Genomic DNA, 23915 nt, shown 5'->3' on the forward strand with positions numbered 1-23915 from the left:
CCAAACTCCTAAACTTAAACTCTCTTATGTTTCCACCGCTTATGCGTCCAGAGGTAATCGGCTGGATTGCGGCGGATGGACGATTCTAATGTTCGGGCGAAGGCTTCGGTGACAGGAAATGTACCTTCTTCTGGCTTGGTGGTACCGTCGGACAGCACCTCAAATGTAAGGCGATAATAGCCACGTTTTTCTCGTGCCACATCCAGAAACAGCACCGGGCAGCCAAAGGTATGCGCCAGCTTTTCGGCGCCGACAAAAAAAGGAGTATCCTGGTTAAGGAAAGTTGTCCAGAACTGGATCTCTCCGTAAGGGGGCGTTTGGTCTGAGAGCATAGCTACCACACGCGGGGTCTTTCTATTGCGCACAAAGTCCCGCATAGTGTCTTTCATTTCAATTAAGCGGGCACCGAGCCTGCTGCGCAGGTATAGCATAAACTCTTCGAAGAATGGATTTTTGATCCGCTTGTACACCCCTTCAGCCGGGAAGCCGAACTGTACCGCTCCAGCTGAAAGTACCCATTCCCAATTGCCGGAGTGTGATCCCATCGTGATAACCGTTTTGCCTTGCTGTACAAAATCATCGAGCACCTCCTGGTTAGAGAACACAATGCGGCGGCGCATTTCGGCTGCATCCATCGAGGCAAGTTTCAGTATCTCCATGATCAGGTCCGGGAACTGACGGTAAAAGGCTTTGGCTATACCTTGGATTTCCTGCTCTGACTTTTCCGGAAAGGAGTTGCGCAGGTTTTGGAGCACCACTTTTTTGCGGTAGCCAACCACATAATACACGAGCACAAACAAAAAGTCAGCTAACAGGTATAGCACGGACAGCGGCAGTAAAGACAGGCCTTTGAGCAGCCACCACAGCGGGTAATAAAGTGTGGGTATGTTAGGAGATTTTTTCACAGGTATAGATCGCCTGCAAAGGTACGACCTATACTTACATTATGAAATTAAAGAAATCGTGCTTATTTCGTGACGCGAATCATGTTACGCGTATCACGTAGCACGACTTCGGGGTGGACAACAGACTGTTTACAGGTATACCTACCGCTCAAGCGCTTTTCGGATTTGTAATCCGCGTAGCAAAGGCTTTGCTATCGGCAGGCAAGCAGATTACAAATCCACAAAACAGCAACAATGTGGAAAGTCTTTTGTCAAAATGTCTTTAGTCTCTTTCGTCCAGAAGAAGTCGTGCTACGTGATACGTGTGTCGTGATACATCTCCTAACTTTTAAATAAACTCCCTTGCTCCTCCTAACCGAAATAATGTACCACCCGCCCATTCAGTTTTTTGCTGCATTGCTTAAGTCTGATGGTTTGCTGCTGGAGAAACACGAGAACTACATAAAGCAGAGTTACCGCAATCGCTGCCATGTGCTGACGTCGCAGGGCATGGCACCGTTAAGTGTGCCGGTGCTGCGGGGCAACAGCAAGGACAAGACGCTGATCACCGAAATTGAAATTGACTATACCCAGAAGTGGTACAACGTACATTGGCGTACGATACAGGCAGCCTATGGCCGGGCACCTTATTTTGAATTTTACAGTGACTACATCCGGGAGGTATATGAACGGCAGCCGAAATATTTATTTGACCTGAACGTTGATTTATTGCGGCTTTATCTTAAATTTCTGAAACTGGATCGGCCAATCGGGTTCACGGACAGCTTTAAAACAGAACATCCAGCGGGGGTGCTCGACCTCAGAAATAGGATACATCCTAAAATCATTCCTGACAACTTGTACGTACAACCCTATACACAAGTATTTGGCAAACAATTTGTACAAGACCTTAGTATAATTGACTTGTTGTTTACACAGGGTCCGAAGTCGCTTTCCTACTTACAATAATGCCCCGGCAAAACTAAACCTTTGTGGAGTTGGGCTTGTTTAAAATCAGGGGCTTTTCCTGTTAGCCTCAACGAGTTACAACATTTTTAGACCTTTACATTTTTTTATAGAGTATACATGGAAGCTAAATTCTCGAATAGAGTGAAAGAGGTGATCTCACTCAGCCGTGAGGAAGCTATCCGTCTTGGGCATGACTACATTGGCACTGAACACTTGGTGCTGGGCATGATCCGGGAAGGAGAAGGAACTGCCATTGCCTTGCTCAAGAAGCTGGGCGTTTCGATAGATGAACTGAAGTACGCTTTAGAGCAAGCTACCCGAAACACCGCTTCTCAGAACAGCAATATCACTGGCAGCATCCCGCTTACCAAGCAAACTGAGAAGGTGCTTAAGATTACTTATCTGGAGGCCAAAATCTTCAAGAGTGATATAATAGGTACTGAACACCTTTTATTATCCATCCTTCGGGATGAAGACAATATTTCTTCTCAAATCTTAGCGAAATTCAACGTGAACTACGAAGCAATAAGAGACTCTCTGGATTATCATAGCAATAATCCGCTGGCATCGTCTGACACAGACGATTCTGATGATTCTGACAAATTATTTGGTTCTTCTTCACGCGCTGGCAGCAGCTCGAGCAAGAAACCCGGCGAAAAATCACGCACTCCGGTGCTTGACAATTTTGGCCGTGACCTAACCAAACTGGCAGAAGACGACAAACTCGACCCGATTGTGGGCCGTGAAAAAGAAATCGAACGCGTGGCCCAGGTACTGAGCCGCCGCAAGAAAAACAACCCGATCCTGATTGGTGAGCCTGGTGTAGGTAAAACAGCTATTGCTGAAGGACTTGCGCTGCGCATCGTGCAGAAAAAGGTAAGCCGCGTGCTTTTCAACAAGCGTGTGGTAACCCTTGACCTAGCCTCTCTGGTGGCTGGTACGAAGTACCGCGGCCAGTTCGAGGAGCGCATGAAGGCCGTGATGAACGAGCTCGAGAAGTCTCCGGACGTTATCCTGTTCATTGACGAGTTGCACACGATTGTAGGTGCTGGTGGCGCTTCCGGTTCGCTGGATGCCTCCAACATGTTCAAGCCGGCCCTGGCCCGTGGTGAGATCCAATGCATTGGCGCGACTACGCTCGACGAGTACCGCCAGTACATCGAGAAAGATGGTGCATTGGCCCGTCGTTTCCAGATCGTGATGGTAGACCCTACCACACCGGAGGAGACCATGGAGATCCTGCACAACATCAAAGACAAGTACCAGGATCACCACCACGTAAACTATACTGACAAGGCAATCGAGGCCTGCGTGAAGCTTTCGGACCGCTATATGAGCGACCGTTTCCTTCCGGACAAGGCCATCGATATTCTGGATGAAGCTGGTGCGCGTGTGCACATCAACAACATCATTGTGCCGGATGATATCCTGAAGCTCGAAGAGCAGATTGAGAACATCAAGGTGGAGAAAAACCGCGTGGTGAAGAGCCAGAAATACGAAGAGGCTGCCCAACTACGCGACAAGGAGAAAAAACTGATTGACCAACTCGAATCAGCTAAGAAAAGCTGGGAAGAGGAGACCAAGAAGAAGCGCTACACAGTAAAAGAGGAAAATGTGGCAGAAGTTATTGCCATGATGACAGGTATACCGGTGAAGCGTATCGCGCAGAATGAAGGCGTGAAACTTTTGAACATGGGCGAAGAGCTCAAGGGCAAAGTGATCGGTCAGGACAAAGCGATCTCGCAGCTGGTGAAAGCCATCCAGCGTACGCGTGTTGGTCTGAAAGATCCGAAAAAGCCGATCGGTTCATTTGTATTCCTGGGTCCTACTGGTGTAGGTAAAACGGAGCTTGCCAAAGTGCTGGCGACATACCTGTTCGACAAAGACGACGCGCTGGTGCGTATCGACATGAGTGAGTATATGGAGAAATTCAGTGTATCTCGCTTGGTGGGAGCGCCTCCGGGCTATGTAGGTTACGAAGAAGGTGGTCAGCTGACGGAGAAGATCCGCCGCAAGCCATACTCAGTAGTGCTGCTCGACGAGATCGAGAAAGCGCACCCGGACGTGTACAACCTGTTGCTACAGGTGCTTGACGATGGAATTCTGACGGATGGTCTTGGCCGTAAGGTGGACTTCCGTAACACGATCATCATCATGACATCGAACATTGGTGCGCGTGACCTGCAGGACTTCGGAGCCGGTATCGGTTTCATGTCGAAGAGCAAGCAGGAGAACGTAGATGACATCATGAAAGGCACGATTGCCAGTGCGCTGAAGAAAACCTTCTCGCCTGAGTTCCTGAACCGGCTGGATGATGTGATCGTGTTCAACTCACTTGGTCGTGAAGACATGCATAAGATCATCGAGCTGTCGCTTGGCAAGCTGTTCAAGCGCATTGAGGCCCTGGGTTACAAGATCGAGCTGACTGACAAAGCCAAGGATTTTGTGGCCGAGAAAGGTTACGATCCGAAGTATGGTGCCCGTCCGCTGAACCGCGCTATTCAGAAGTATATCGAAGACCCGATTGCGGAAGAGATACTGAAAGCCGAGATCGCACAAGGTGATACCATGATGGTGGACTACAAGGAAGGTGAAGAAAAACTGACTTTCGCTTCGAAGAAGAGCAATGGCAAGAAACCGAAAGGCATTGCCAATGACGGAGAAGAGGAAGAGACAGAGCCAACCAAGTCGTCCGGCGACGGTGAGAAATCTGACAAATAAGGTTTAAGACCTTCTATATAAGGGCTGCTCCTAACATGGCAGCCCTTATTTTTTGACTTTATCTGGAAGATATACACTGGTAAGGATCCAAATTCTGCTTTGAGTATAGCTGATTTCGGCTGATAGTTTTTAAATTTGACAATTAATCAATTAATCAATCGATTTTAAATAAAATAGATATACCCTATTTCATGGCAGGAGACATCAGACGGAGCCAGATAGAAACACTGGAGCGCAAAAACGCCGAAGCCTTGCTAGGCGGCGGACAAGACAGAATAGAAGCACAGCACAAGAAAGGCAAGCTGACAGCCCGCGAGCGCATCCACCTTTTGATGGATGAGAACTCTTTCGAGGAGATCGGCAAGTTTGTGATGCACCGCTCCAAGGACTTTGGTCTGGACAAGCAGTACTTCCTTGGCGACGGCGTAGTGACCGGTTACGGCACTATCAACGGCCGATTGGTGTATGTTTTCTCCCAAGACTTTACGGTACTGGGTGGTTCCCTTTCTGAAACCCACGCCGAGAAGATCGTGAAGATCATGGAGTTGGCCATGAAAAACGGTGCCCCGGTGATTGGTCTGAACGACTCCGGTGGCGCCCGTATCCAAGAGGGTGTGGTGTCATTGGGTGGTTATGCGGACATCTTCTACCGAAACACACTCGCCTCTGGGGTTATACCTCAGATCTCGGCTATCATGGGACCATGCGCTGGTGGCGCGGTTTACTCTCCTGCTATCACCGACTTTATCATGATGGTGGAAGACACGTCTTATATGTTCGTGACCGGCCCTAACGTGGTAAAAACTGTAACGCACGAGAATGTAACGTCTGAAGAGCTTGGCGGTGCCAGTACGCACAGCACCAAGAGCGGTGTGACGCACTTCTCCTGCGCTAACGAAGTGGAGTGCATCAACTACATTAAAACGCTGTTGAGCTACATCCCGCAGAACTGCGAGGAGTTGCCGCCGTCTGTACCTTACGAGGAAGCGGCTGACGAGACACGTTCGGTGCTCGACACAATTATACCTGAAAACCCTAACCAACCTTACGATATGCGTGAGGTGATCGAAGGCATCATCGACGCAGACTCTTTCTTTGAAGTGCACAAGAACTTCGGCGAGAACATCGTGGTAGGTTTTGCCCGTCTGGGTGGCCGCAGCATAGGTATAGTAGGCAACCAGCCTGCCGTACTAGCCGGCGTCCTCGACATCAATGCCAGCACCAAGGCCGCCCGTTTTGTGCGCTTCTGCGATAGCTTCAACGTGCCTTTGCTGGTGCTGGAAGATGTGCCAGGCTTCCTGCCGGGTACCGACCAGGAGTGGCGCGGTATCATCACCAACGGAGCTAAGTTGCTCTACGCCTTCTGCGAAGCCACTGTACCACGTATCACAGTGATTACCCGCAAAGCCTACGGCGGTGCCTACGACGTAATGAACTCCAAGCACATTGGTGCGGACATGAACTACGCCTGGCCAACTGCCGAGATTGCGGTAATGGGTGCGCAGGGTGCTGCCGAGATCATCTTCAAGCGCGAGATCGCTGAGGCCGAAGATCCGGCTGCGAAACTGGCCGAGAAGGTGCAGGAGTACAAAGACAAGTTTGCAACGCCATACCGTGCCGCACACCGTGGCTTCATCGATGAGGTGATCATGCCAAGCGAAACACGCACCAAGCTGATCAAGGCCTTTAAAATGCTGGAGAACAAGGCTGTGAGCCTGCCTCGCAAGAAGCACGGCAACATCCCGCTTTAACTGGATTGAATAACGAGCATGTACAGTCACAGAACATCTGGCTGTACATGCTCGTTATGTTTAACAACCATTGTCTATACATTACTGAAAAAGACCCTGATGAGAAAAGAATCATTCGAGTTCCTTGAGAAATACCTGAACAACTCCTCTCCTACTGGCTTTGAATCCGAAGGACAGAAGCTGTGGCTGGAGTATGTGAAGCCATACATTGAAGATTACTTCGTAGATACCTATGGCACCGTGGTGGGTGTGATCAATCCGGAGGCGGAGTACAAAGTAGTGATCGAGGCGCATGCCGATGAGATATCCTGGTTTGTGAACTATATTACGCCGGAGGGATACCTTTACCTGAAGCGCAACGGTGGTTCCGACGCCCTGATCGCTCCTTCCAAGCGAGTGAACATCTATACCTCTAAAGGTATAGTAAAGGCTGTTTTCGGGTGGCCAGCCATACACGTTCGCAAGGTCGAAAATGACAAAGCTCCTACCATCGAAACCGTGTTCCTGGACTGTGGTGCCAGCAACCGCGAAGAAGTAGAAGCCATGGGTATACACGTGGGCTGCGTAGCTACTTTCGAGGACGAGTTCACGGTGATGAATGACAAGTTCTATGTAGGCCGTGCGCTCGATAACCGCGTAGGCGGCTTTATGATCGCCGAGGTAGCCCGCATGATTCACGAGCGCAAGCATAAGCTGCCTTTCGGTCTGTACATCGTGAATGCGGTACAGGAAGAGATTGGTCTGCGTGGTGCCGAGATGATTGCCCACCGCATTAAGCCGGATGTGGCCATCATTACGGACGTGACGCACGATACGCAGTCGCCAATGTACGACAAGAAGAACAGCGGCGACATCCACTGCGGCAAGGGCCCTGTGATCGCTTACGGGCCTGCGGTACAGAACAACCTGCGCGACCTGATCATCAATACGGCGCAGGAGAAAGAGATACCGTTCCAGCGCTCCGCCGTTTCACGTGCAACCGGAACCGACACCGATGCGTTTGCATACTCTAACGCGGGTGTGGCTTCTGCCCTGATCTCACTACCGCTGAAGTACATGCACACGACAGTAGAAACAGTGCATAAAGACGACGTTGAGAACGTAACGAAACTGATTTACGAAACATTGCTAAAAATTGAGGACAACCAGGACTTCCGATACCTGAAATAGAAATCACTTTTAGCCCGAGAGAAACCACACAGCCGCCTGCATGGCTTGTGTGGTTTTTTATTTTACCGCCACTCCAAATTGATTACTTTTGAATATGCGCTTCCCCTATACCTTCACCGACCAGATGGGCCACAGCGTCACGCTGCCGCAACTACCGCAGCGAATTGTATCTTTGGTGCCTTCCCAGACTGAGCTTCTATTTGATCTGGGATTGGAAGACCGAATTGCGGGTCTCACTAAGTTCTGCATTCACCCTGGTGAGAAGGTAAAGCAAAAGACTATCATCGGTGGCACCAAGAACTTCAAGCTAGAGGTGATCAATGAACTGCAGCCCGATTTGATTATTGGCAACAAAGAAGAGAACTACGAAGAAGGTATAGCGGCATTACAAGAGAGGTACCCCGTCTGGATGAGCGATATCTATACCTTGGAAGACTCGTTAGATATGATCAGTCAAATCGGTCTGCTGACTGGAACAGAGGTAAAAGCTGAAGAACTGGCGCAAGGTATAGCCGCTGGATTCGACAAACTGCAGCCCGCGCAACCCGCTATACCCACAGCTTACTTCATCTGGCGTAGGCCTTACATGACGGTAGGCAGCGATAATTTCATCGACCACATACTGCAGCGCTGTGGCTTCTCCAACATCTTCGCTGACCAGCCCCGCTACCCAGAGGTATCGCCGGAGCAGCTGCAGGCCGCCGCTCCTAAGCTGATTTTGCTGTCCTCTGAGCCCTACCCTTTCAAGGAAAAGCACTTTACAGAATTTAGGGAGATGTGTCCGGAGGCAGTAATCAGGATAGTGGATGGGGAAATGTTCAGCTGGTATGGGAGTAGGCTTTTGAAGGCGCCAGAGTACTTACAAGGTATAATCGATGAATCAGAACAAGGTATAGCGAAGTAGCACAAAGTATAGCCCCTCACTAAGCATACCTTTCCAACAGCCTTTCAGCCCGCCCGGCTATACCTTTGAAGTAATCTGAATCGGCCTGTACCTGCGTTGCAGTTTTACCGACTACTTCACGTTTGTTCGTAGGATCAACCAGGTTGGCGAACTTGATGAGCTTCATCACCCGCTCAGCTGTGATACTAGCTTCTTCAACTGCCTTCTCCAGCTTAGCAATCAGCTGAACCCGAAAATCTTTTTGCTCGATCGCCTCTTCATCCAGCAAACGCAGAACGGCAGCCACGGCCTCGTCTTCAAAGATTGTGCTGATAGCAATATCGATGAGTTTCTCAGTAGAGGGTGCGGGAAGTCGCATCAGGGTGAGGTAGCCTCCGCCCTGTGTAGCTGCCGTGGCGTAGTACTTCAGCCAAAAGGAATTGGTGAGCGGATCTTTGTAAACGGCAGCGTACCCACCTTCGGCAGTCTCCATCAGTTCGAACTGCGGCAGCAAAACCTCAATCAGGCTAGCATCACCATACAAATAGCGCTTCCCCATCAATTACCACGCATTAATCCCTATTCATTAACCATTATTCAGTCTCACTTCAAAGCCCATTTTCTCCAGATCTTCCCAAAAACGTGGATAGGACTTGCGAACCACCGCCGGCTCCTGAATCTGGATGGGCTGCAGCAGAGCAATCGGAGCAAAAGCCATGGCCATGCGATGGTCTTCATAAGTCCTGAAATTCAATTCCCGGTTGATCATCAGCGTTGGGTTCATCTGGAAAACACCGGGAGTTCTCTCTTCCAGGGAAGCGCCCATAGCCAGCACCTCAATTTGCAAAGCCTGAATGCGGTCGGTTTCTTTGATACGCAGGCTCTCCAGTCCGGTCATCTCGACAGCTACGCCAGAGGCGGCACAAAGTGCCACAACAGTTTGCGCCAAGTCCGGACAGTCACTGAAGTCGAATACAACTCTTTTTTCGGCATGTTTCTTTGTGAGACGCACCCCTTCTGCCTTGAATTCGGTGTGCACGCCCAACCGGCGCATGATTTCTACAATAGCACTGTCGCCCTGGTGAGATTCTTCACGCAGTCCCAGCAAGGTGACATCTGCCTCTTTGGCCAATGCCACCATGCTATACCAGTAGCTGGCCGCCGACCAATCCGATTCCACCGCAAAAGTGGCTGGCTGATAGCTTTGATGCGGCACCGTGATCGTATTTTCCTCAAAGCTGGCCTCCACCCCAAAATGCCTCATCAAAGCTAGTGTCATTTCGATGTAGGGCCGTGAGCTGATCTTGCCTTCCAACTCCAACTCCAGGCCTTCCGGCAGCAAAGGAGCCACCATGATCAAAGCGGAGATGTACTGGCTGCTGATGTCGCTGCGCACTTTCAGGTGGTTTTTGCCACTGCCTTTAAAGCCGCTTATCTGGAGTGGCGGGTAACCTTCTTCACCCAGGTAGGCTATACCTGCGCCCAGTTCCTGCAGGGCCTCTACCAGCACTTTGATGGGTCGTTTGCACATGCGCTCGGTTCCGGTAAGCGTCTTTTGCTGACCGGTTACGGCGTAGTAAGCCGTTAAAAAGCGCATGACCGTACCAGCGTCTTCTGCGTTTATGGTGTCCGAGTCACTTTTCAGGAGCTTTTGCAGGAGTTGGGTATCGTTGGCTTCGGAGAGGTTCTCCAGTTCAGATTCTCCTCCAGCCAATGCTGCGATAATTAAAGCACGGTTCGCCTCGCTTTTGGAGGCAGGTAGTTGTACACGGCCTTTCAGTATACCTGTAGGGTGTGAGATAGTAACGGTTTTAGTCATAGTAGCTGGTAATAGCGCAAAGATTCCTGTATTTCGGATGGCGTGACAGGCTGGTCCCAAACAGCCTTGCCTATACCTTGCAACAGGGTACAGTTGATAGTGGAACGGGTATTTTTTTTGTCCTGAAGCGCCAGTTGGCTCATCCCTCGAATGTCCTCTTCTGTCAGCTTCACTTTTTCGTAAATCGACACCAAAAACGTTTCGATCTGGTCCAGCTCCCGCTTGGTGAGCAAGTCGTGTTTCACGGACAGATAAGTCTCGCACAACATACCTACCGCAATGGCCTCGCCATGCAACAGCTCACGGCCGGGTTGCTCCATCAGGTAGCTTTCTACAGCGTGGCCTACGGTATGGCCGAAGTTAAGCACTTTGCGATAACCGCCTTCCAACGGATCGGCCTCCACCACGGCTGACTTTATACCTACTGAGTGCCGGATCAGCGCGTCCCAGTCTTCGGCAAAAAGCCCGATATGGCGCTGTTCTTCGAAGGCAGCCGCATCAGCGATCAACCAATGTTTGATGATCTCAGCATAGCCCGACTTAAGTTGTCGCTGCGGAAGCGTGTTCAGAAAAGTCGGATCAATAATGACAGCTTTAGGCTCCTTGTATACCCCGATATGGTTTTTAAGTCCGTGGAAGTCTATACCTGTTTTGCCGCCCACGCTCGCGTCTACCTGTGCAAGCAGCGTAGTAGGCACCTGCACAAAGTACATCCCGCGCTTGAATGTGGCCGCACAGAAACCGCCCATGTCACCGATCACACCGCCACCCAGATTCACCAGCACCGACCAGCGGTCCAGGTTGAGCTCTGTCATGCGCAGCCAAATGTGCTCGCAGGTCTGGAGCGTTTTATTTTCTTCGCCGCTTTCTATCTGGATGATGTCGTGCTCGGGCAGATAAGGTTTTACCTGCGGATAGCAATGGCGCAGGGTGTTTTCGTCCACCAGCACGGCTACTTTCGAGAAGGCAAGATTTTGCAGCACCTCTTTCAGTTGCGGCAGCACGTCTCGCCCGATGTGTATGCTTTCTGTCACGTGATTTTCTGTTTAGACAGGTATAAGTATAGGAAAAACGTCAGCTTTCATCCGACGTTCAGGTATACGCTTACGAAGCCTGTTGTGGCTTGATGTCAGGTTTTACCTCTGGATTACCGCCCTGCATGATAACGGTTTGTTTCCGGATTGACTCCACATGGATCAACTTGTAAAGCTCCTCTACAAAAGCCGGGTTTATACCTGCTTCGGTTGCCCAGTCGGCGCGGGTTCGGAAGATCTCCTTCCAGCGCTCGAGCTGCAGCACCTGTACGTTGTTCTGCTTCTTATACTCCCCTATCTGCTCTACCAGAGCCATACGCTTAGCCAAGGCGGTGATAATATCATGGTCGGCGGCATCAATCTGCAAACGCAGCTTTTCAGCGCGATTCACCAGTTCAGCATCATCATAATTTGTTTTGCGCACCTGCAGCTTCTCCAGAATTTCGGCCAGGGCAGTTGGCGTTACCTGCTGCTCCGGGTCGCTCAGAGCCTCTGCCGGATTTGGGTGCGTTTCAATCATTACGCCATCGTAGCCCATGTCGAGTGCTCTTTGCGACAAGGGGTGTATCAGTTCGCGGGTGCCCCCAATGTGGCTCGGGTCCACAATCACAGGCAAACCCTGAAAACGTGCCTTCAGCTCGATTGGGATCTGCCATACCGGCGCATTGCGGTACTTCGACTGCTGGTACGAAGAAAAGCCACGGTGAATAGCAGCCAGATCGGTTATACCTGCCTGGTAGATGCGTTCGATCGCCCCGATCCAAAGCGCAAGGTCTGGGTTCACAGGGTTTTTCACCATCACAGGCACTCGCACACCGCTCAACGCATCGGCTATCTCCTGCACGGCAAATGGATTCACAGTCGTGCGGGCGCCTATCCACAGCACGTCTATACCCTGCTTCAGGGCTTCTTCCACATGGCGGCCAGTGGCCACCTCGGTCGTTACGCGCATACCCAGTTCCCGCTTCAGGCGACCCAGCCATTCCAGCCCCTTTAGGCCTATACCTTCAAATGTGTTGGGCCGGGAACGCGGCTTCCAGATACCGGCCCGGAACAGGTGCACGTTCAGCTTTTTCAGAGCCTCCGCCGTCTGCATCACCTGCTGTTCGCTCTCAGCGCTGCAAGGCCCGGCAATGACCAGTGGCCTGCCCCGCCCGGCTAGCAAATCTGAGAAATAAGTGTTTTTATTCTTGAAATTCATCCGTGTCAATTGTCCATACAAAGGTACGACAATTACAACAGTTATGCAGCGGATCTAGTTTAAGGGAATGCTGCACTGAAAAACAGTACAAAAATATACCTTAAGTACCAGGTGTCCATAGTGTATAACTTTAACGCATACACTATCTTTGCGCCGATTAACACGCTATTACATGAACCCGGTTACCAACGTTTCTTTTGACGATACAGCCGTCGCTTTTTCATCCAAGTCAGACGCTGAGCTTTATAAAATGTATCTGCTGTTCAAGTCTATGAACAGCAACACCTTCGTGAAACTGGGTGGCAATCTGCTGAACACAGCCATTAAGCTGCACCTGCCAGTTAAGTTTATCATTAAGCCAACTATTTTTAACCACTTCTGCGGCGGCGAAACGATCGAGGAATCTGAGCGCGCCATTCAGGAACTGGCCAAATACAACATCGGCACTATTCTGGATTACTCTGTAGAGGGTGAGGGTGTGGACAGAAGTTTTGATGAAACCCGCGATGAGATTCTTCACACCGTAGAGAAAGCACGTGGCAACAAAAACATCCCGTTCACGGTGTTTAAGGTGACGGGTCTGATGCGAACAGATTTGCTGGAGAAAGTGCAGGCAGGCGAAAAGATGACGGCTGATGAACAAGCCGCTTTTGAGCGTGGCCGCCAGCGTGTGAATGACATCTGCAAGCGTTGCTACGAAGCTGATGTGCGTGTGTTTGTGGACGCTGAGGAAAGCTGGTTTCAGGAAACGATCGACAACCTGGCCTACGAAATGATGGAGCTCTACAACAAGAAGAAGGCCATCGTTTACAACACGTACCAACTTTACCGTCACGACCGCCTCGACGCACTGGTGCGCGACTACGAAAACGCCGTGGCCAAAAACTACATACTGGGTGCCAAGCCTGTGCGTGGTGCCTACATGGAAAAAGAGCGCAGACGTGCCGAGGAGCAAGGTTACCCGAGCCCAATCAACCCAACCAAAGAAGCTTCTGACAAACTATACAACGACGGACTCCGCTTCTGCATCGACCACATCGACCGCATTTCGTTCTGCGCCGGTACGCACAACGAGGACAGCTGTTACCTGCTGATTGAACTGATGGAGGAGAAAGGTATAGCGCCAAACGACGAGCGTGTGTTCTTTGCCCAGCTTTACGGTATGAGCGACAACCTGTCTTACAACCTGGCTAACGCGGGCTACAATGTAGCCAAGTATGTGCCTTATGGCCCGGTGGAGTCTGTGATGCCCTACCTGCTGCGCCGTGCCAACGAGAACACAGCCATCGCCGGCCAGAGCAGCCGTGAGTTCGGTCTGATCAGCAAAGAGATGGAACGCCGCAAAAAGGTGAAGCGCTTCTAGAACAGATCCGGCGCTTTACTTATGCTGGCAGGCCAGACACAAAACAATCTGTAGCTATACCTAAGCTAATATGACCTGAGCAACCATAAAAATAAGAAGGCCCTGCATTGCTGCAGGGCCTTCTTATGTGTTTAGAACTATAAGGTATACTCTGTAGTTCTGCTATTAATTACTGTACAGTTACAGTAGTGTCAGCTTCAACTTCAACAGTAGTGTCAGCTTCAACTTCTTCAGTAACAACTTCTTCAGTCTCAACAGTCTCAGTTTCTACAGCTTCAGTTTCAGTTGCAGTTTCTTCAGTGTTGCAAGCTGTGAAAGCTACCAGGGCGAACGCTACGAAAGCGAATTTGAACAAATTTTTCATTTTGTGTTTGTGATTAAGTGTTTTGGTTTCGAATTTGAACTTCATACCGGAAACCCGGATAGGTAACCCGGTATTTTTTATTTTTTTAAATTATTTTTTTGTTGGGTTACAAAAAGGGGCCTGGCGTATTAAAAATAGAACGGCATGAGGAAGAGTTTGTACGAGACGGATGAGGCGATCATGGAGGGGATTCGGAATGACGATGACCGCGCACTCGCACATCTGTATAAGCTGCACTTCCCGATGATATCTCACTTCATCATCAGTAACAGTGGAACTGATGATGAGGCAAAAGACATTTACCAGGAAGGTGTGATCGTCTTCTACGAGAAGATAAAGGGAAACAGCCTGGAGCTCAGCTGCCAGATCAAAACGTACCTCTACTCCGTTTGCCGCAGGCTTTGGCTGAAGCGCCTGGCCGAAAAAGGCCGCTATGCCAACCGAATCGAGGACTCTGAGAATTACCTGGGCCTGGAAGAGGATGTACCACAGCACGAAGAGAACGAGCGCCAGTTCAGCATGATGGCGGAGGCGTTGGAGCAGCTTGGTGAGCCTTGCCGCACTTTGCTGGAGGACTTTTACATCCGGTCACAGGGCATGCAGGATATTGTGGAGAAGTTTGGCTATACGAACACCGATACGGCCAAGAACCAGAAGTACAAGTGCCTGCAACGCCTTAAAAAACTGTTTTTCACCTCTTACAAACCAGAGGTATAGGATAGACCAGAATGAATTTTAGCACCTTCTAAGAAGGTATTTTTATAAAACCATGTTTGACTACCGCATATACGAGCAAATAGAGCGCTACCTGGCCGGCACCATGCCTGCTGAGGAGAAAGCTGCCTTTGAGGCGCTGTTGCTCTCCGACCTGCGGCTTGCCGACCAGGTACAGGAGCACCGGCAAGTATTGCAGGCAATGCAACAGTATGGCCAGCGCCAGCAACTGCGCCATAAGCTCAGCAGCATCCACACAGAAATGGAAGCCGGTTCGCACGGCATCACCAGTGAACTCACTGCCTGGAAAGTTTTCTTTAAGAAGCATGCCCAGACCATGGCGGTTGCCGCCAGCGTTTCTCTGTTGTCAGTATTTGGCACACTCTGGAGTGTGCAGCAAATAAAAGAACCTGTACAGCAACAGACCGCCCGCTACATCGAACTTCGTCGTGAAGTTGAGAAGATCAAAAAAGAACAGCGTGCCATCATCAACGGCATTGCCAGCGCGGACGCTACTACTCCTGCCCCACGCTCAGCTCGCTTTAGTGGCACTGGTTTCGTCATCAGCCCGGATGGGTATATCGTGACCAGTTCACACGTTATTCAGGGAGCTGACTCTATCCTGATCGAAAACAAGGCTGGTCTTAAGTTTAAGGTAACCGAGGTGCACCGCAACACAGATTATGACCTGTCTATTTTAAAAGTAGAGGATCCGGCTTTTGCTGGTTTCAGCAAGCTACCTTATACCTTCAAAACAGCTTCTTCTGATCTGGGTGAGCGCGTTTATACGCTTGGTTTCCCGCGTGAAGACATTGTTTTTGGTGAGGGCTCGCTGAGCTCAGCTTCCGGCTTTGAGGGCGACACCACTTCTTATCAGATCTCTATCCCGCTAAACCCGGGCAACAGTGGCGGACCGCTGCTTGATGACAAAGGCAACGTTATTGGTGTGATCAATGGTAAGCAGGCAGGTCAGGAAGGTGCCGCCTTCGCTGTCAAGTCATCTTACCTGCTTCAGATGGTGAACGAAATGAAAGAGCGGGAAGCCGGCCTGGCAGTTAGCATGCCACAGCAAAACAATCTGAGCGGTGCCTCCCGCACACAGCAACTCAAGAAACTTCAGGACTATATTTTCGTCGTAAAAGTTTATAATTAAGACACATTAGTATTGTTTTATTACAATACCATAAGGGACTATCTGCAGCTCACACGCAGATAGTCCTTCTTTTTTATAACTTTTTTAAAAAGATACAGTTAAATAAACAATGTACATCCCAACCAAAGATGTGCAATTTGTTATATCGTGAACTATAAAGAAATAACTATGAAAATGCGAATGCTAAAACCTTTTGCTGCTGTATTTGCGGCAGGCTTTTTATTTAGCTGCGCCAGCAGTAATGATACAATGGACACAACTGCCATGGACGAAACTACAACCATGAGCGAAACTACCACCATGGCCGGTGATGATGCTACCATGGATACAGAAGTGACTACAGATGCCACTACCGGTACTACAAACATGGAGGCTTCCGCTACCATGGATGCCAATGCCGAGACCAGCTCAATGGCTATACTTGATGCAGCCAGAACCAGAAGCGACATTTCTACTTTTATGGAACTGGTACAGGCTGCCAATATTTCAAGAGCTTTTGAGCAGGAGGGTGAGTTTACTATCTTCGCACCAACCAACGACGCTTTTGAGCAACTCCCAGCTGGTCAGTTAGAGTACCTGAAGAAACCTGAGAACAGAAACGAGTTGATCCAGGTCCTGCAGGCCCACATCATTTCGGGTAAAGTAACGACTGCCCAACTGGAAACAAATCAGCGTATTCAGGTAGGTCAGGATGACTACATCGAAATCGGTACGGCCGGTGCCAATCCGAATGCCTTTACCATTGGCGGAGCCAACATCGTAGAGTCTAACATCGAAGCAAATAATGGTGTAATTCACGTAGTTGACCGCGTACTTGTAACTGCTGACCGTGTATCAGAAGAATAATTAACACCATACTATACATAAACCAGAAAGCCTTCCGACACGGAAGGCTTTCTGGTTTATAAGTACTTAAGATTATCTCAATTATACCTATATACGTGAAGCATGGCCCTATTCCGTAACCATAGAGTTAAGCAGCCGTTACTATAAACTAGTCTGCAAAAAGTGCAGGCATTCATAATCATACTAATACAAACTAAATAAATAAACTATGAACAGACAAGACAACGCGAACATGATGACAGCTATGTTCCGGGACCGTGACAGCGCAGAACGCGCATATGAAGAACTACGTGCACGCGGTTATGACAAGGATGATATCAATGTGGTGATGTCGGACGAGGGTCGTAAGCGTCACTTTAGTGATGACGTGGACCGTGATGGTGACACCGAACTGGGAAATAAATCACTGGAGGGCGCCGGAGCCGGTTCAGCAATCGGTGGTACACTTGGTGCTATTGTGGGTGCTGTGGCAGCCATTGGTACTTCAGTGGCTATACCTGGCCTGGGTCTGGTTGTGGCTGGTCCGTTGGCGGCTGGTCTGGCCGGTGCCGGAGCGGGTGGTCTGACAGGTGGCCTGTTGGGTGCGCTGGTAGGTGCCGGTATACCTGAAGAACGCGCTAAGGTATATGAAGAAGGCGTGAAGGAAGGTAATATTGTATTGGGATTTAACCCACGTTCGCCAGAAGACGCACGCTACTTCGAAGATCACTTCCAGAAGAACCGCGGAGAGCATATTTATTACTAAGGTTTCATACCTTACATAAAACAAAGGCTTGGCTTTTCCCTTGTGGCGAAGTCGAGCCTTTGTCTTTTTATACCTTGTCCTGCTGTGCTCCATCACCTACAAATGCCGTGCTGCAGAATAAACTGAACATACACTTACTGTTTTTCCGTATGCCCTTAAAAACACGTAGAAATAACAAAAAGCAAAATAAGACTATGAAAAACCTATGGATGGCAGTCACCCTCACATTGGGCACGCTCGCCTTTGCATCCTGTAGCTCTGACACACAGGAAACAGACACCACCGCAAACGTAGACACGGAACTGAATACAACTGCCGCAGCTGACACCACCTTAAATGAAGAAAAGCGGGAGTTTATGAGCAAGGCGCACAGCATTAGCACACAACAGGTGGAGCTGGGCAAACTGGCAACCGAAAGAGGTGTAACTGCGCAGGTGCGTGAGTATGGGCAGCAAATGGTGGACCTTTACTCTAAGAAACTGGAAGAGCTACAGGATATGTCCGGGCAGTACAGCACAACACTGCCTCAGCAAATGGAAGATGACCACGCAGGACGTGTGCAGGAGCTGCGTGACAAAAACACCGATGAGTTTGATCAGTCCTACTGGGATACCGTGGTGGACGCGCATAAAGATGCTCTCAGCGAATTTGAAGACAATGTGAAAGACATTGAGGAAACGGACAATACAACCTTCAACCTGTGGGCCCGCAATACCACAAAAGAGATCCGGGCACAGATGGAAAATGCCATGCGTTTCAGGCAGGATTACAGGAACTAAGTCAACAGAGAGACAGGCGGTGCATCATGCATCGCCTGTTTTGTTTAAATACTTTGCTTTATGATACCCTCCAGCACTGTCCAGGTATGGCGGGCCAGAATCTTTTGCCCCTCAGCATTAGGATGCACGCCATCCGGCAGGTTAAGATGCCGCATACCGGCCACGCCTTCCAATAAGAAAGGAACAAAGGCTACATTGTTCCTGATAGCCAATTCTCTGAAAAGCTTTCTGAACTCTGCTGCGTAGCGCCCTGGCACAATATCAGGGAACTCCATACCTGACAAAATAATCTGCGCATCGGGGTGTTTGTGCTTTACCTTGTCAATGATCTGCTGCAGATTCTGAGAGGTTTCCCGGGCAGGTATACCCCGCAATCCGTCATTGGCGCCAAGAGCCAGCACAAAGATATCGATTGGAGCAGCCAGCCAGCGATCGAGCCGGTAAAGGCCACTGGAAGTGGTGTCGCCGCTGATGCCCGCATTGATCACTGTGTAGTCATCATATCCTTCTTCTTTCAGTTTTTCCTGTATCAGCGACGGGTATGCCTGTGCTGTGGGCAACCCATATCCCGCTGTCAGGCTGTCTCCGAAAAAAAGAATTGTCTTCATAGTCATTTAATCTTGGCTATACCTGCATCAGCACATGCTTTCCTGGTTTTCAGGATCGTACGATGCGACTACCGCTGCTACACGCCAGATACAATTATCCGGGCTTGGGCATGCTCCGGAAACGAAAAAAAAGAGATAACAGTTATATAAAGAAGAGAGGCTTTCCGTAAAACAAGTAGGCGGCCTCTTTGTTTTATCATTAGCAGAAGCGCTGCTTTGCGATAAAGCTATATTTATACTACATTAGGACTCGCCTTAAAGAATTGCCCGTGGCCTCATCTGCGGCACTACTTTTGCGTAGAGTATATGTGGTCCAACAAACTAAATTAGATGCTATCCTTGACAACCAGATTAAAAATATTTCTTTCTGTACTGGCCGTGATTCTACTCACGGGTTCTTTTATCCTGTACAGCAAAAACAGTACACCTGCCGGTAAAAACGAGATTCTGATCAAAGCTCTGATGCAGGGCTTGAGCACAATGCACTATAAACCGGAAAAGGTAGACGACAATTTTTCTAAAAAAGCCTTTAAGCTATACCTGGATCGTCTCGACTTTAACAAGAAATTCTTGCTCGAGTCGGATGTGGCTATGCTGCGCCAGTACGAGACCCAGTTGGATGACCAGTTGCGTGCCGGCTCTTTTGAGTTCTTTGACCTTTCGGCCGACCTGATTGAGAAGCGCACGAAAGAGTCTGAGGCCTTCTACAAAGAGATTCTGACCAAGCCATTTGACTTCTCCAAAGAGGAGAACATTGAGCTGGACGGTAAGAAACTGAAGTTTGCCAAAGACAAAAACGAGCTGAAAGAAGCCTGGAGAAAGCAACTGAAGTACCAGACACTGGTACGACTGGCCGAAATGCAGAAACAGCAGGAAAAAGCCACAGCCAGCGCAGACAGTAAGGAAACCCGCAAAACTACCGAGCAGCTGGAAGCTGAAGCCCGTGAGAAAGTGATGACGGCCTACAACGAGCTGTATAAGCGTCTTGCCCAGGTAACCCGCGACGACCGCCGTGCCTCTTACATTAATGCCGTGGCCAACGTGTACGATCCGCATACGGGTTACTTCCCTCCCAAAGCCAAAAAGGACTTCGACATTGAGTTCACTGGCCGCCTGGAAGGTATAGGAGCGTCATTGCAAGAAAAAGATGGCCAGATCAAGGTAATGGAAATTGTGCCGGGTAGTCCATCGTATATGCAAGGCGATCTGAAGCCGGGCGATGCGATCCAGAAAGTAGCGCAAGGCAATGGCGATCCGGTGCTGGTAGAAGGTATGCGCCTGGACGACGCGATTCAGCTAATCCGTGGTAAGAAGGGTACTGAAGTTCGCCTGACCGTGCGTAAACCAGATGGTAGCACACGCATTATACCAATTGTTCGCGATGTGATCGTGTTTGAAGAGACTTACGCTCAGAGTGCCATGATTGATGACAAGCAGAAGATCGGTTATATCAAGCTTCCTGGCTTCTATGCTGACTTTGAGCGAAATGGTGGCCGCAACAGTGGCGCCGACGTAAAAGCTGAAATTGAAAAACTGAAAGCCGCAGGTATGCAAGGCCTCGTGCTGGATCTTCGTAACAACGGTGGTGGTTCTTTGGCAGATGCCGTAGAAATGGCTGGTTTGTTCATTGACCAGGGCCCGATTGTTCAGGTTCGTACTTCTTCTGGCAAAACCGTAGTACTGGACGACCGCGACCCGGAAGTACAGTATGCTGGTCCGCTGGTGATTATGGTGAACTCCAACAGTGCATCTGCCTCTGAAATCCTGGCGGCAGCCATGCAGGACTATAAGCGTGCCGTGATTGTGGGTACGCCGACCTTCGGTAAAGGTACTGTGCAGCAGTTCGTTGAGATCGACGAAGCCCTGCCATCTCAGTTTGACCCATACAAGCCGTTTGGCGCCCTTAAGCTGACGATCCAGAAGTTCTATCGTATTAATGGTGGCACGACGCAGCTGCGTGGTGTAACTCCTGACGTGATCCTACCAGACGCTTATAGCTACCTGGAGTTCGGAGAAAAAGAGCAGGAATATGCCCTGCCATTTGATGAAATTTCTCCGGCCCGTTATAAGCCCTGGACACGCACTAAGCTGAACATCCCGGCTATACAGGCCAATAGCAAGAGCCGTATCTCCGGCAACGAGAGCTTCAAAGTGATTCAGCAGAGTGGTGAAAGACTGAAAAAGCAGTCTGATATCACGACCCGCTCACTTAGCATGAAGAAGTACATGGAAGAAGAGAGAAAGAGCGAAGTCGCTAATAAACAACTGGAAGATGCTCAGAAGAATATTCCGGTGCTGAACGTATCGCGTTTGAAAACTGATCTGCAGACCATCTCAGGTGACACTGCCAAGATGGCCCGCAACAAAGACTTCCTGAAGTCGCTGCAGAAAGACGTGTATGTGGAAGAAGCAGTAGCGATTATCAAAAACGATATCAAGTAATTACACTCAATTGGTAATAAGGAGAAAGCCGGCTATGCAGATAGCCGGCTTTTTTTTATTTTGCACCTTCGCTATACCCAGAACTGCATTCATGAAACACGTCAACCTGCTCCAGTGCTTCCTACCAAAGCGCTATACCCTATCTTGTATTGCAGCAGTACTCCTCGCCTTCTCCAGCTGTGCGCCCCGACCTCATACCCAGGCTGAAGCGGGCAAACGAGGCGTAGTTGCTGACAAAGCCATGGTGGTTTCGGCTCACCCGGATGCCTCTAACATCGGTTTGGAAATATTGCGCAAAGGCGGCAATGCCTATGACGCAGCCATCGCCACACAGTTTGCCCTGGCCGTTTGCTATCCGGTAGCCGGCAATATCGGTGGAGGTGGATTTCTGGTATACCGCCATCATACTGGCGAAACCGGCGCACTCGACTTCAGAGAGAAAGCTCCCGCAGCTGCTCACCGCGACATGTACCTCGACTCCCTGGGCAATGTGATACCAGACCTAAGCCTTTTAGGTCATCTGGCAGCGGGGGTGCCCGGCTCTGTCGATGGCATGATCAAGCTGCACGAGAAACTCGGCTCGATGTCTTTTGCCGAACTGGTGCAGCCTGCCATTGACCTGGCTCGCCGCGGCGTGGTACTGACTGAGCGAGAAGCCCGCATGCTGAACAATGCCCGGGAGCGGATGATCAGGTATAACAAGCATACCCCCTACCTCACCCGTGAGCAGGCCTGGCAGCCCGGCGATACACTCTATCACCTCGACCTGGCCCGCACTTTGGAGCGCATCCGCGATCGGGGCCGTGATGGCTTCTATGCAGGCGAAACAGCTGACCTGATCGTGAAGGAAATGCAACGCGGGGGTGGGCTGGTCTCACATCAGGACCTGCGCGACTACAATGCCGTGTGGCGTACGCCCATCACGGGGCAATATAAGAACCTGAAGGTTACATCTATGTCGCCACCGTCTAGTGGAGGTATAGCCCTGATGCAGTTGCTAACCATGGTAGAGCCTTACGACCTCAAGAGCTACGGTTGGCAGCAGCCTCAGACCATTCAGATCATGACCGAGGCCAAGCGCCGCGTTTATGCGGACCGCGCCACCTACTTAGGCGATCCTGATTTTTATAACGTGCCGAGCAGCGGCCTACTGGACCATAGTTACCTGCAGGCGCGCATGCAAAATGTAAACCTGGAGCGAGCTACTCCATCTTCGGAGGTAAAGGCCGGTAAACTGCCTATTCACGAGTCCGATCAAACGACCCACTTCAGTATCGTAGATCAGTTTGGCAATGCCGCTTCAATCACCACGACCATCAACGGTGGGTATGGCTCTATGGTGGTAGTAGAAGGTGCCGGTTTTCTGCTCAACAACGAAATGGACGATTTCAGCGCCAAACCAGGAGTACCCAATATGTTTGGCTTGATTGGTGGCGAAGCGAACTCGGTACAACCCGGCAAACGTATGCTCAGCGCCATGACACCGACTATAGTGGAGAAAGACGGTAAGCTCTTTATGGTAGTGGGTACGCCGGGCGGCTCTACCATCATCACCTCCGTTTTCCAGACGATCCTGAACGTAGTGGAGCACGGAATGACCATGCAGGAAGCAGTAGCCGCTCCCCGCTTCCACCACCAGTGGCTACCCGATGAAATTCAACACGAACCAGATGCGATCTCGCCTGAGGTCAGGGCCGTCCTTGAAAGTAAGGGCTACAAGCTGAAGCAGAGAGGCAAGTATGGCGCCGTGGAAGGCATACTGGTGCTGCCAAATGGCAAGCTGGAAGGTGGTGCTGACCCTCGAGGTGATGATACAGCAGTTGGTTTTTAAACAGGTATAGCCAATTTTATAAGCTTCAGTTTGCTTCAGCCATAAAAAGAAGAAGCCCACAGGTATAGCATCTGCGGGCTTCTTCTTTTTTGCAACAGGTATACCTTAGCTATTCTTGCGCTTCTCGATGAAGCCCCCGATGTAGGTGGCCATCGCAGCTATACCTGTGGTGCTCATCAGGCCAAAGATTAGCTTGCGCCGGTTTAAGGTGGCTGGGTCAAATTTCGTTTCTGTCTCCACATCCGGCACGGCAGCTTGCAGGAACGAACGCAGCGTTTGGACTAACAAAAGTCCGGTGATCCCCACTGCAACATGCGCCATTTTTTGATCGCCTTTCTCCAGGTTCTTGCTTAAGAGCAGCAGCCCGCTTCCGGCTATTGCAGGTATAAGTGCTGTTTTCGGACGCTTTTCGTTCATAAAATAGCTGCTCAGTCCGGATCCTATCAGGGTAGCAGCATGCACATTGTTTATAATTTGTGGTTTGTCTGTCATAGTAGCTTCCATTAGTTTGTCTGTTTCATACTGATTGTCTGATAGCTTGGTTATACCTGTAAGAACGACTTCACATGAAGAACCGCTATACCTGGGCATAAAAAAAGCGGCCTCCCACATAGCAGGAGGCCGCTTTTATGTACTTA

Annotated in this window: 21 protein-coding genes; 13 read left to right on the forward strand and 8 right to left on the reverse strand. The window is 50.0% G+C overall.

Annotated features, from left to right (window positions below):
- Positions 1–14 precede the first annotated feature (14 nt).
- Positions 15–905 (reverse strand): lysophospholipid acyltransferase family protein, encoded by an 891-nt coding sequence (locus AC5FXQ_RS02715; RefSeq protein ID WP_493600959.1) that lies wholly within the window; start codon positions 903–905, stop codon positions 15–17.
- 363 nt (positions 906–1268) lie between these two features.
- On the opposite strand from AC5FXQ_RS02715, the gene AC5FXQ_RS02720 reads away from it, so the two are divergent.
- The 5 genes from AC5FXQ_RS02720 (at position 1269) to AC5FXQ_RS02740 (ending at position 8399) form a co-directional block, all read left to right on the forward strand.
- The gene (locus AC5FXQ_RS02720; protein WP_493600960.1) at positions 1269–1853 is read left to right on the forward strand and encodes a WbqC family protein; all 585 of its coding nucleotides are present in this window, start codon (positions 1269–1271) and stop codon (positions 1851–1853) included.
- Positions 1854–1970: 117 nt separating this feature from the next.
- Positions 1971–4574 carry an ATP-dependent Clp protease ATP-binding subunit gene (locus AC5FXQ_RS02725; RefSeq protein WP_493600961.1) on the forward strand — a complete coding sequence of 868 codons (2604 nt, stop codon included), beginning with the start codon at positions 1971–1973 and terminating at the stop codon, positions 4572–4574.
- A gap of 191 nt (positions 4575–4765) precedes the next feature.
- Positions 4766–6325 (forward strand): acyl-CoA carboxylase subunit beta, encoded by a 1560-nt coding sequence (locus AC5FXQ_RS02730; protein ID WP_493600962.1) that lies wholly within the window; start codon positions 4766–4768, stop codon positions 6323–6325.
- 99 nt (positions 6326–6424) lie between these two features.
- On the forward strand, positions 6425–7495 hold the full coding sequence (locus tag AC5FXQ_RS02735; RefSeq protein WP_493600963.1) for a M42 family metallopeptidase: 1071 nt from the start codon (positions 6425–6427) through the stop codon (positions 7493–7495).
- 94 nt (positions 7496–7589) lie between these two features.
- Positions 7590–8399: an ABC transporter substrate-binding protein gene (locus AC5FXQ_RS02740; RefSeq protein WP_493601268.1), complete on the forward strand. Its 810-nt coding sequence runs from the start codon at positions 7590–7592 to the stop codon at positions 8397–8399.
- A 19-nt stretch (positions 8400–8418) separates the two neighbouring features.
- Here the strand turns inward: AC5FXQ_RS02740 and AC5FXQ_RS02745 are convergent, their stop codons facing one another.
- The 4 genes from AC5FXQ_RS02745 to AC5FXQ_RS02760 all read right to left on the reverse strand — a co-directional run bounded on the left by AC5FXQ_RS02745 (position 8419) and on the right by AC5FXQ_RS02760 (position 12432).
- A complete protein-coding gene (locus tag AC5FXQ_RS02745) occupies positions 8419–8937 on the reverse strand; it encodes a hypothetical protein (RefSeq protein ID WP_493600964.1) in 519 nt (172 codons plus the stop codon).
- 27 nt (positions 8938–8964) lie between these two features.
- Complete coding sequence (locus AC5FXQ_RS02750) at positions 8965–10197, reverse strand: 3-phosphoshikimate 1-carboxyvinyltransferase (protein ID WP_493600965.1); 1233 nt, start codon at positions 10195–10197, stop codon at positions 8965–8967.
- On the reverse strand, positions 10194–11231 hold the full coding sequence (gene aroB / locus AC5FXQ_RS02755; protein ID WP_493600966.1) for a 3-dehydroquinate synthase: 1038 nt from the start codon (positions 11229–11231) through the stop codon (positions 10194–10196). Before aroB ends, AC5FXQ_RS02750 begins: the two co-directional genes overlap by 4 nt.
- 70 nt (positions 11232–11301) lie before the next feature.
- Positions 11302–12432, reverse strand: a complete 1131-nt coding sequence (locus AC5FXQ_RS02760; protein WP_493600967.1) for a chorismate mutase — start codon at positions 12430–12432, stop codon at positions 11302–11304.
- A 172-nt stretch (positions 12433–12604) separates the two neighbouring features.
- Between AC5FXQ_RS02760 and AC5FXQ_RS02765 the strand changes: the two genes are divergently transcribed.
- Positions 12605–13795 (forward strand): proline dehydrogenase family protein, encoded by a 1191-nt coding sequence (locus tag AC5FXQ_RS02765; RefSeq protein ID WP_493601269.1) that lies wholly within the window; start codon positions 12605–12607, stop codon positions 13793–13795.
- Positions 13796–13964: 169 nt separating this feature from the next.
- Here the strand turns inward: AC5FXQ_RS02765 and AC5FXQ_RS02770 are convergent, their stop codons facing one another.
- Positions 13965–14159 carry a hypothetical protein gene (locus AC5FXQ_RS02770; protein ID WP_493600968.1) on the reverse strand — a complete coding sequence of 65 codons (195 nt, stop codon included), beginning with the start codon at positions 14157–14159 and terminating at the stop codon, positions 13965–13967.
- Positions 14160–14303: 144 nt separating this feature from the next.
- Between AC5FXQ_RS02770 and AC5FXQ_RS02775 the strand changes: the two genes are divergently transcribed.
- The 5 genes from AC5FXQ_RS02775 (at position 14304) to AC5FXQ_RS02795 (ending at position 18396) form a co-directional block, all read left to right on the forward strand.
- The gene (locus AC5FXQ_RS02775; RefSeq protein WP_493600969.1) at positions 14304–14876 is read left to right on the forward strand and encodes an RNA polymerase sigma factor; all 573 of its coding nucleotides are present in this window, start codon (positions 14304–14306) and stop codon (positions 14874–14876) included.
- Between the two features lie 52 nt (positions 14877–14928).
- Positions 14929–16026, forward strand: coding sequence for a S1C family serine protease (locus AC5FXQ_RS02780; RefSeq protein ID WP_493600970.1), 1098 nt, complete (start codon positions 14929–14931; stop codon positions 16024–16026).
- Between the two features lie 174 nt (positions 16027–16200).
- Positions 16201–16872 carry a fasciclin domain-containing protein gene (locus AC5FXQ_RS02785; protein WP_493600971.1) on the forward strand — a complete coding sequence of 224 codons (672 nt, stop codon included), beginning with the start codon at positions 16201–16203 and terminating at the stop codon, positions 16870–16872.
- Positions 16873–17080: 208 nt separating this feature from the next.
- Positions 17081–17617, forward strand: a complete 537-nt coding sequence (locus AC5FXQ_RS02790) for a hypothetical protein (protein WP_007653261.1) — start codon at positions 17081–17083, stop codon at positions 17615–17617.
- A 194-nt stretch (positions 17618–17811) separates the two neighbouring features.
- Complete coding sequence (locus AC5FXQ_RS02795; RefSeq protein ID WP_493600972.1) at positions 17812–18396, forward strand: DUF4142 domain-containing protein; 585 nt, start codon at positions 17812–17814, stop codon at positions 18394–18396.
- A 44-nt stretch (positions 18397–18440) separates the two neighbouring features.
- Here AC5FXQ_RS02795 and AC5FXQ_RS02800 read toward each other — a convergent pair whose 3' ends face one another.
- Positions 18441–19004 carry an arylesterase gene (locus AC5FXQ_RS02800; protein WP_493600973.1) on the reverse strand — a complete coding sequence of 188 codons (564 nt, stop codon included), beginning with the start codon at positions 19002–19004 and terminating at the stop codon, positions 18441–18443.
- 330 nt (positions 19005–19334) lie between these two features.
- Here AC5FXQ_RS02800 and AC5FXQ_RS02805 point away from each other — a divergent pair, with 330 nt between their 5' ends.
- Both AC5FXQ_RS02805 and ggt read left to right on the forward strand, forming a co-directional pair.
- Positions 19335–21446 (forward strand): carboxy terminal-processing peptidase, encoded by a 2112-nt coding sequence (locus AC5FXQ_RS02805; protein ID WP_493600974.1) that lies wholly within the window; start codon positions 19335–19337, stop codon positions 21444–21446.
- 91 nt (positions 21447–21537) lie between these two features.
- Complete coding sequence (gene ggt / locus AC5FXQ_RS02810; RefSeq protein ID WP_493600975.1) at positions 21538–23277, forward strand: gamma-glutamyltransferase; 1740 nt, start codon at positions 21538–21540, stop codon at positions 23275–23277.
- A gap of 105 nt (positions 23278–23382) precedes the next feature.
- Here ggt and AC5FXQ_RS02815 read toward each other — a convergent pair whose 3' ends face one another.
- Entirely contained in the window at positions 23383–23889 is a 507-nt protein-coding gene (locus AC5FXQ_RS02815) for a hypothetical protein (protein WP_493600976.1), read from the reverse strand.
- Positions 23890–23915 lie beyond the last annotated feature (26 nt).

The sequence above is a fragment of the Pontibacter sp. LHS1 genome (genome assembly GCF_058932855.1).

Coding starts and splice junctions, on each gene's coding strand:
- AC5FXQ_RS02730 (WP_493600962.1), top strand. CDS start 4,766: ATGGCAGGAGACATCAGACGGAGCCAGATAGAAACACTGGAGCGCAAA.
- AC5FXQ_RS02805 (WP_493600974.1), top strand. CDS start 19,335: ATGCTATCCTTGACAACCAGATTAAAAATATTTCTTTCTGTACTGGCC.
- AC5FXQ_RS02725 (WP_493600961.1), top strand. CDS start 1,971: ATGGAAGCTAAATTCTCGAATAGAGTGAAAGAGGTGATCTCACTCAGC.
- AC5FXQ_RS02750 (WP_493600965.1), bottom strand. CDS start 10,197: ATGACTAAAACCGTTACTATCTCACACCCTACAGGTATACTGAAAGGC.
- AC5FXQ_RS02785 (WP_493600971.1), top strand. CDS start 16,201: ATGCGAATGCTAAAACCTTTTGCTGCTGTATTTGCGGCAGGCTTTTTA.
- AC5FXQ_RS02800 (WP_493600973.1), bottom strand. CDS start 19,004: ATGAAGACAATTCTTTTTTTCGGAGACAGCCTGACAGCGGGATATGGG.
- AC5FXQ_RS02740 (WP_493601268.1), top strand. CDS start 7,590: ATGCGCTTCCCCTATACCTTCACCGACCAGATGGGCCACAGCGTCACG.
- AC5FXQ_RS02720 (WP_493600960.1), top strand. CDS start 1,269: ATGTACCACCCGCCCATTCAGTTTTTTGCTGCATTGCTTAAGTCTGAT.
- AC5FXQ_RS02760 (WP_493600967.1), bottom strand. CDS start 12,432: ATGAATTTCAAGAATAAAAACACTTATTTCTCAGATTTGCTAGCCGGG.
- AC5FXQ_RS02790 (WP_007653261.1), top strand. CDS start 17,081: ATGAACAGACAAGACAACGCGAACATGATGACAGCTATGTTCCGGGAC.
- AC5FXQ_RS02780 (WP_493600970.1), top strand. CDS start 14,929: ATGTTTGACTACCGCATATACGAGCAAATAGAGCGCTACCTGGCCGGC.
- ggt (WP_493600975.1), top strand. CDS start 21,538: ATGAAACACGTCAACCTGCTCCAGTGCTTCCTACCAAAGCGCTATACC.
- AC5FXQ_RS02770 (WP_493600968.1), bottom strand. CDS start 14,159: ATGAAAAATTTGTTCAAATTCGCTTTCGTAGCGTTCGCCCTGGTAGCT.
- AC5FXQ_RS02815 (WP_493600976.1), bottom strand. CDS start 23,889: ATGTGGGAGGCCGCTTTTTTTATGCCCAGGTATAGCGGTTCTTCATGT.
- AC5FXQ_RS02745 (WP_493600964.1), bottom strand. CDS start 8,937: ATGGGGAAGCGCTATTTGTATGGTGATGCTAGCCTGATTGAGGTTTTG.
- AC5FXQ_RS02735 (WP_493600963.1), top strand. CDS start 6,425: ATGAGAAAAGAATCATTCGAGTTCCTTGAGAAATACCTGAACAACTCC.
- AC5FXQ_RS02775 (WP_493600969.1), top strand. CDS start 14,304: ATGAGGAAGAGTTTGTACGAGACGGATGAGGCGATCATGGAGGGGATT.
- AC5FXQ_RS02795 (WP_493600972.1), top strand. CDS start 17,812: ATGAAAAACCTATGGATGGCAGTCACCCTCACATTGGGCACGCTCGCC.
- AC5FXQ_RS02765 (WP_493601269.1), top strand. CDS start 12,605: ATGAACCCGGTTACCAACGTTTCTTTTGACGATACAGCCGTCGCTTTT.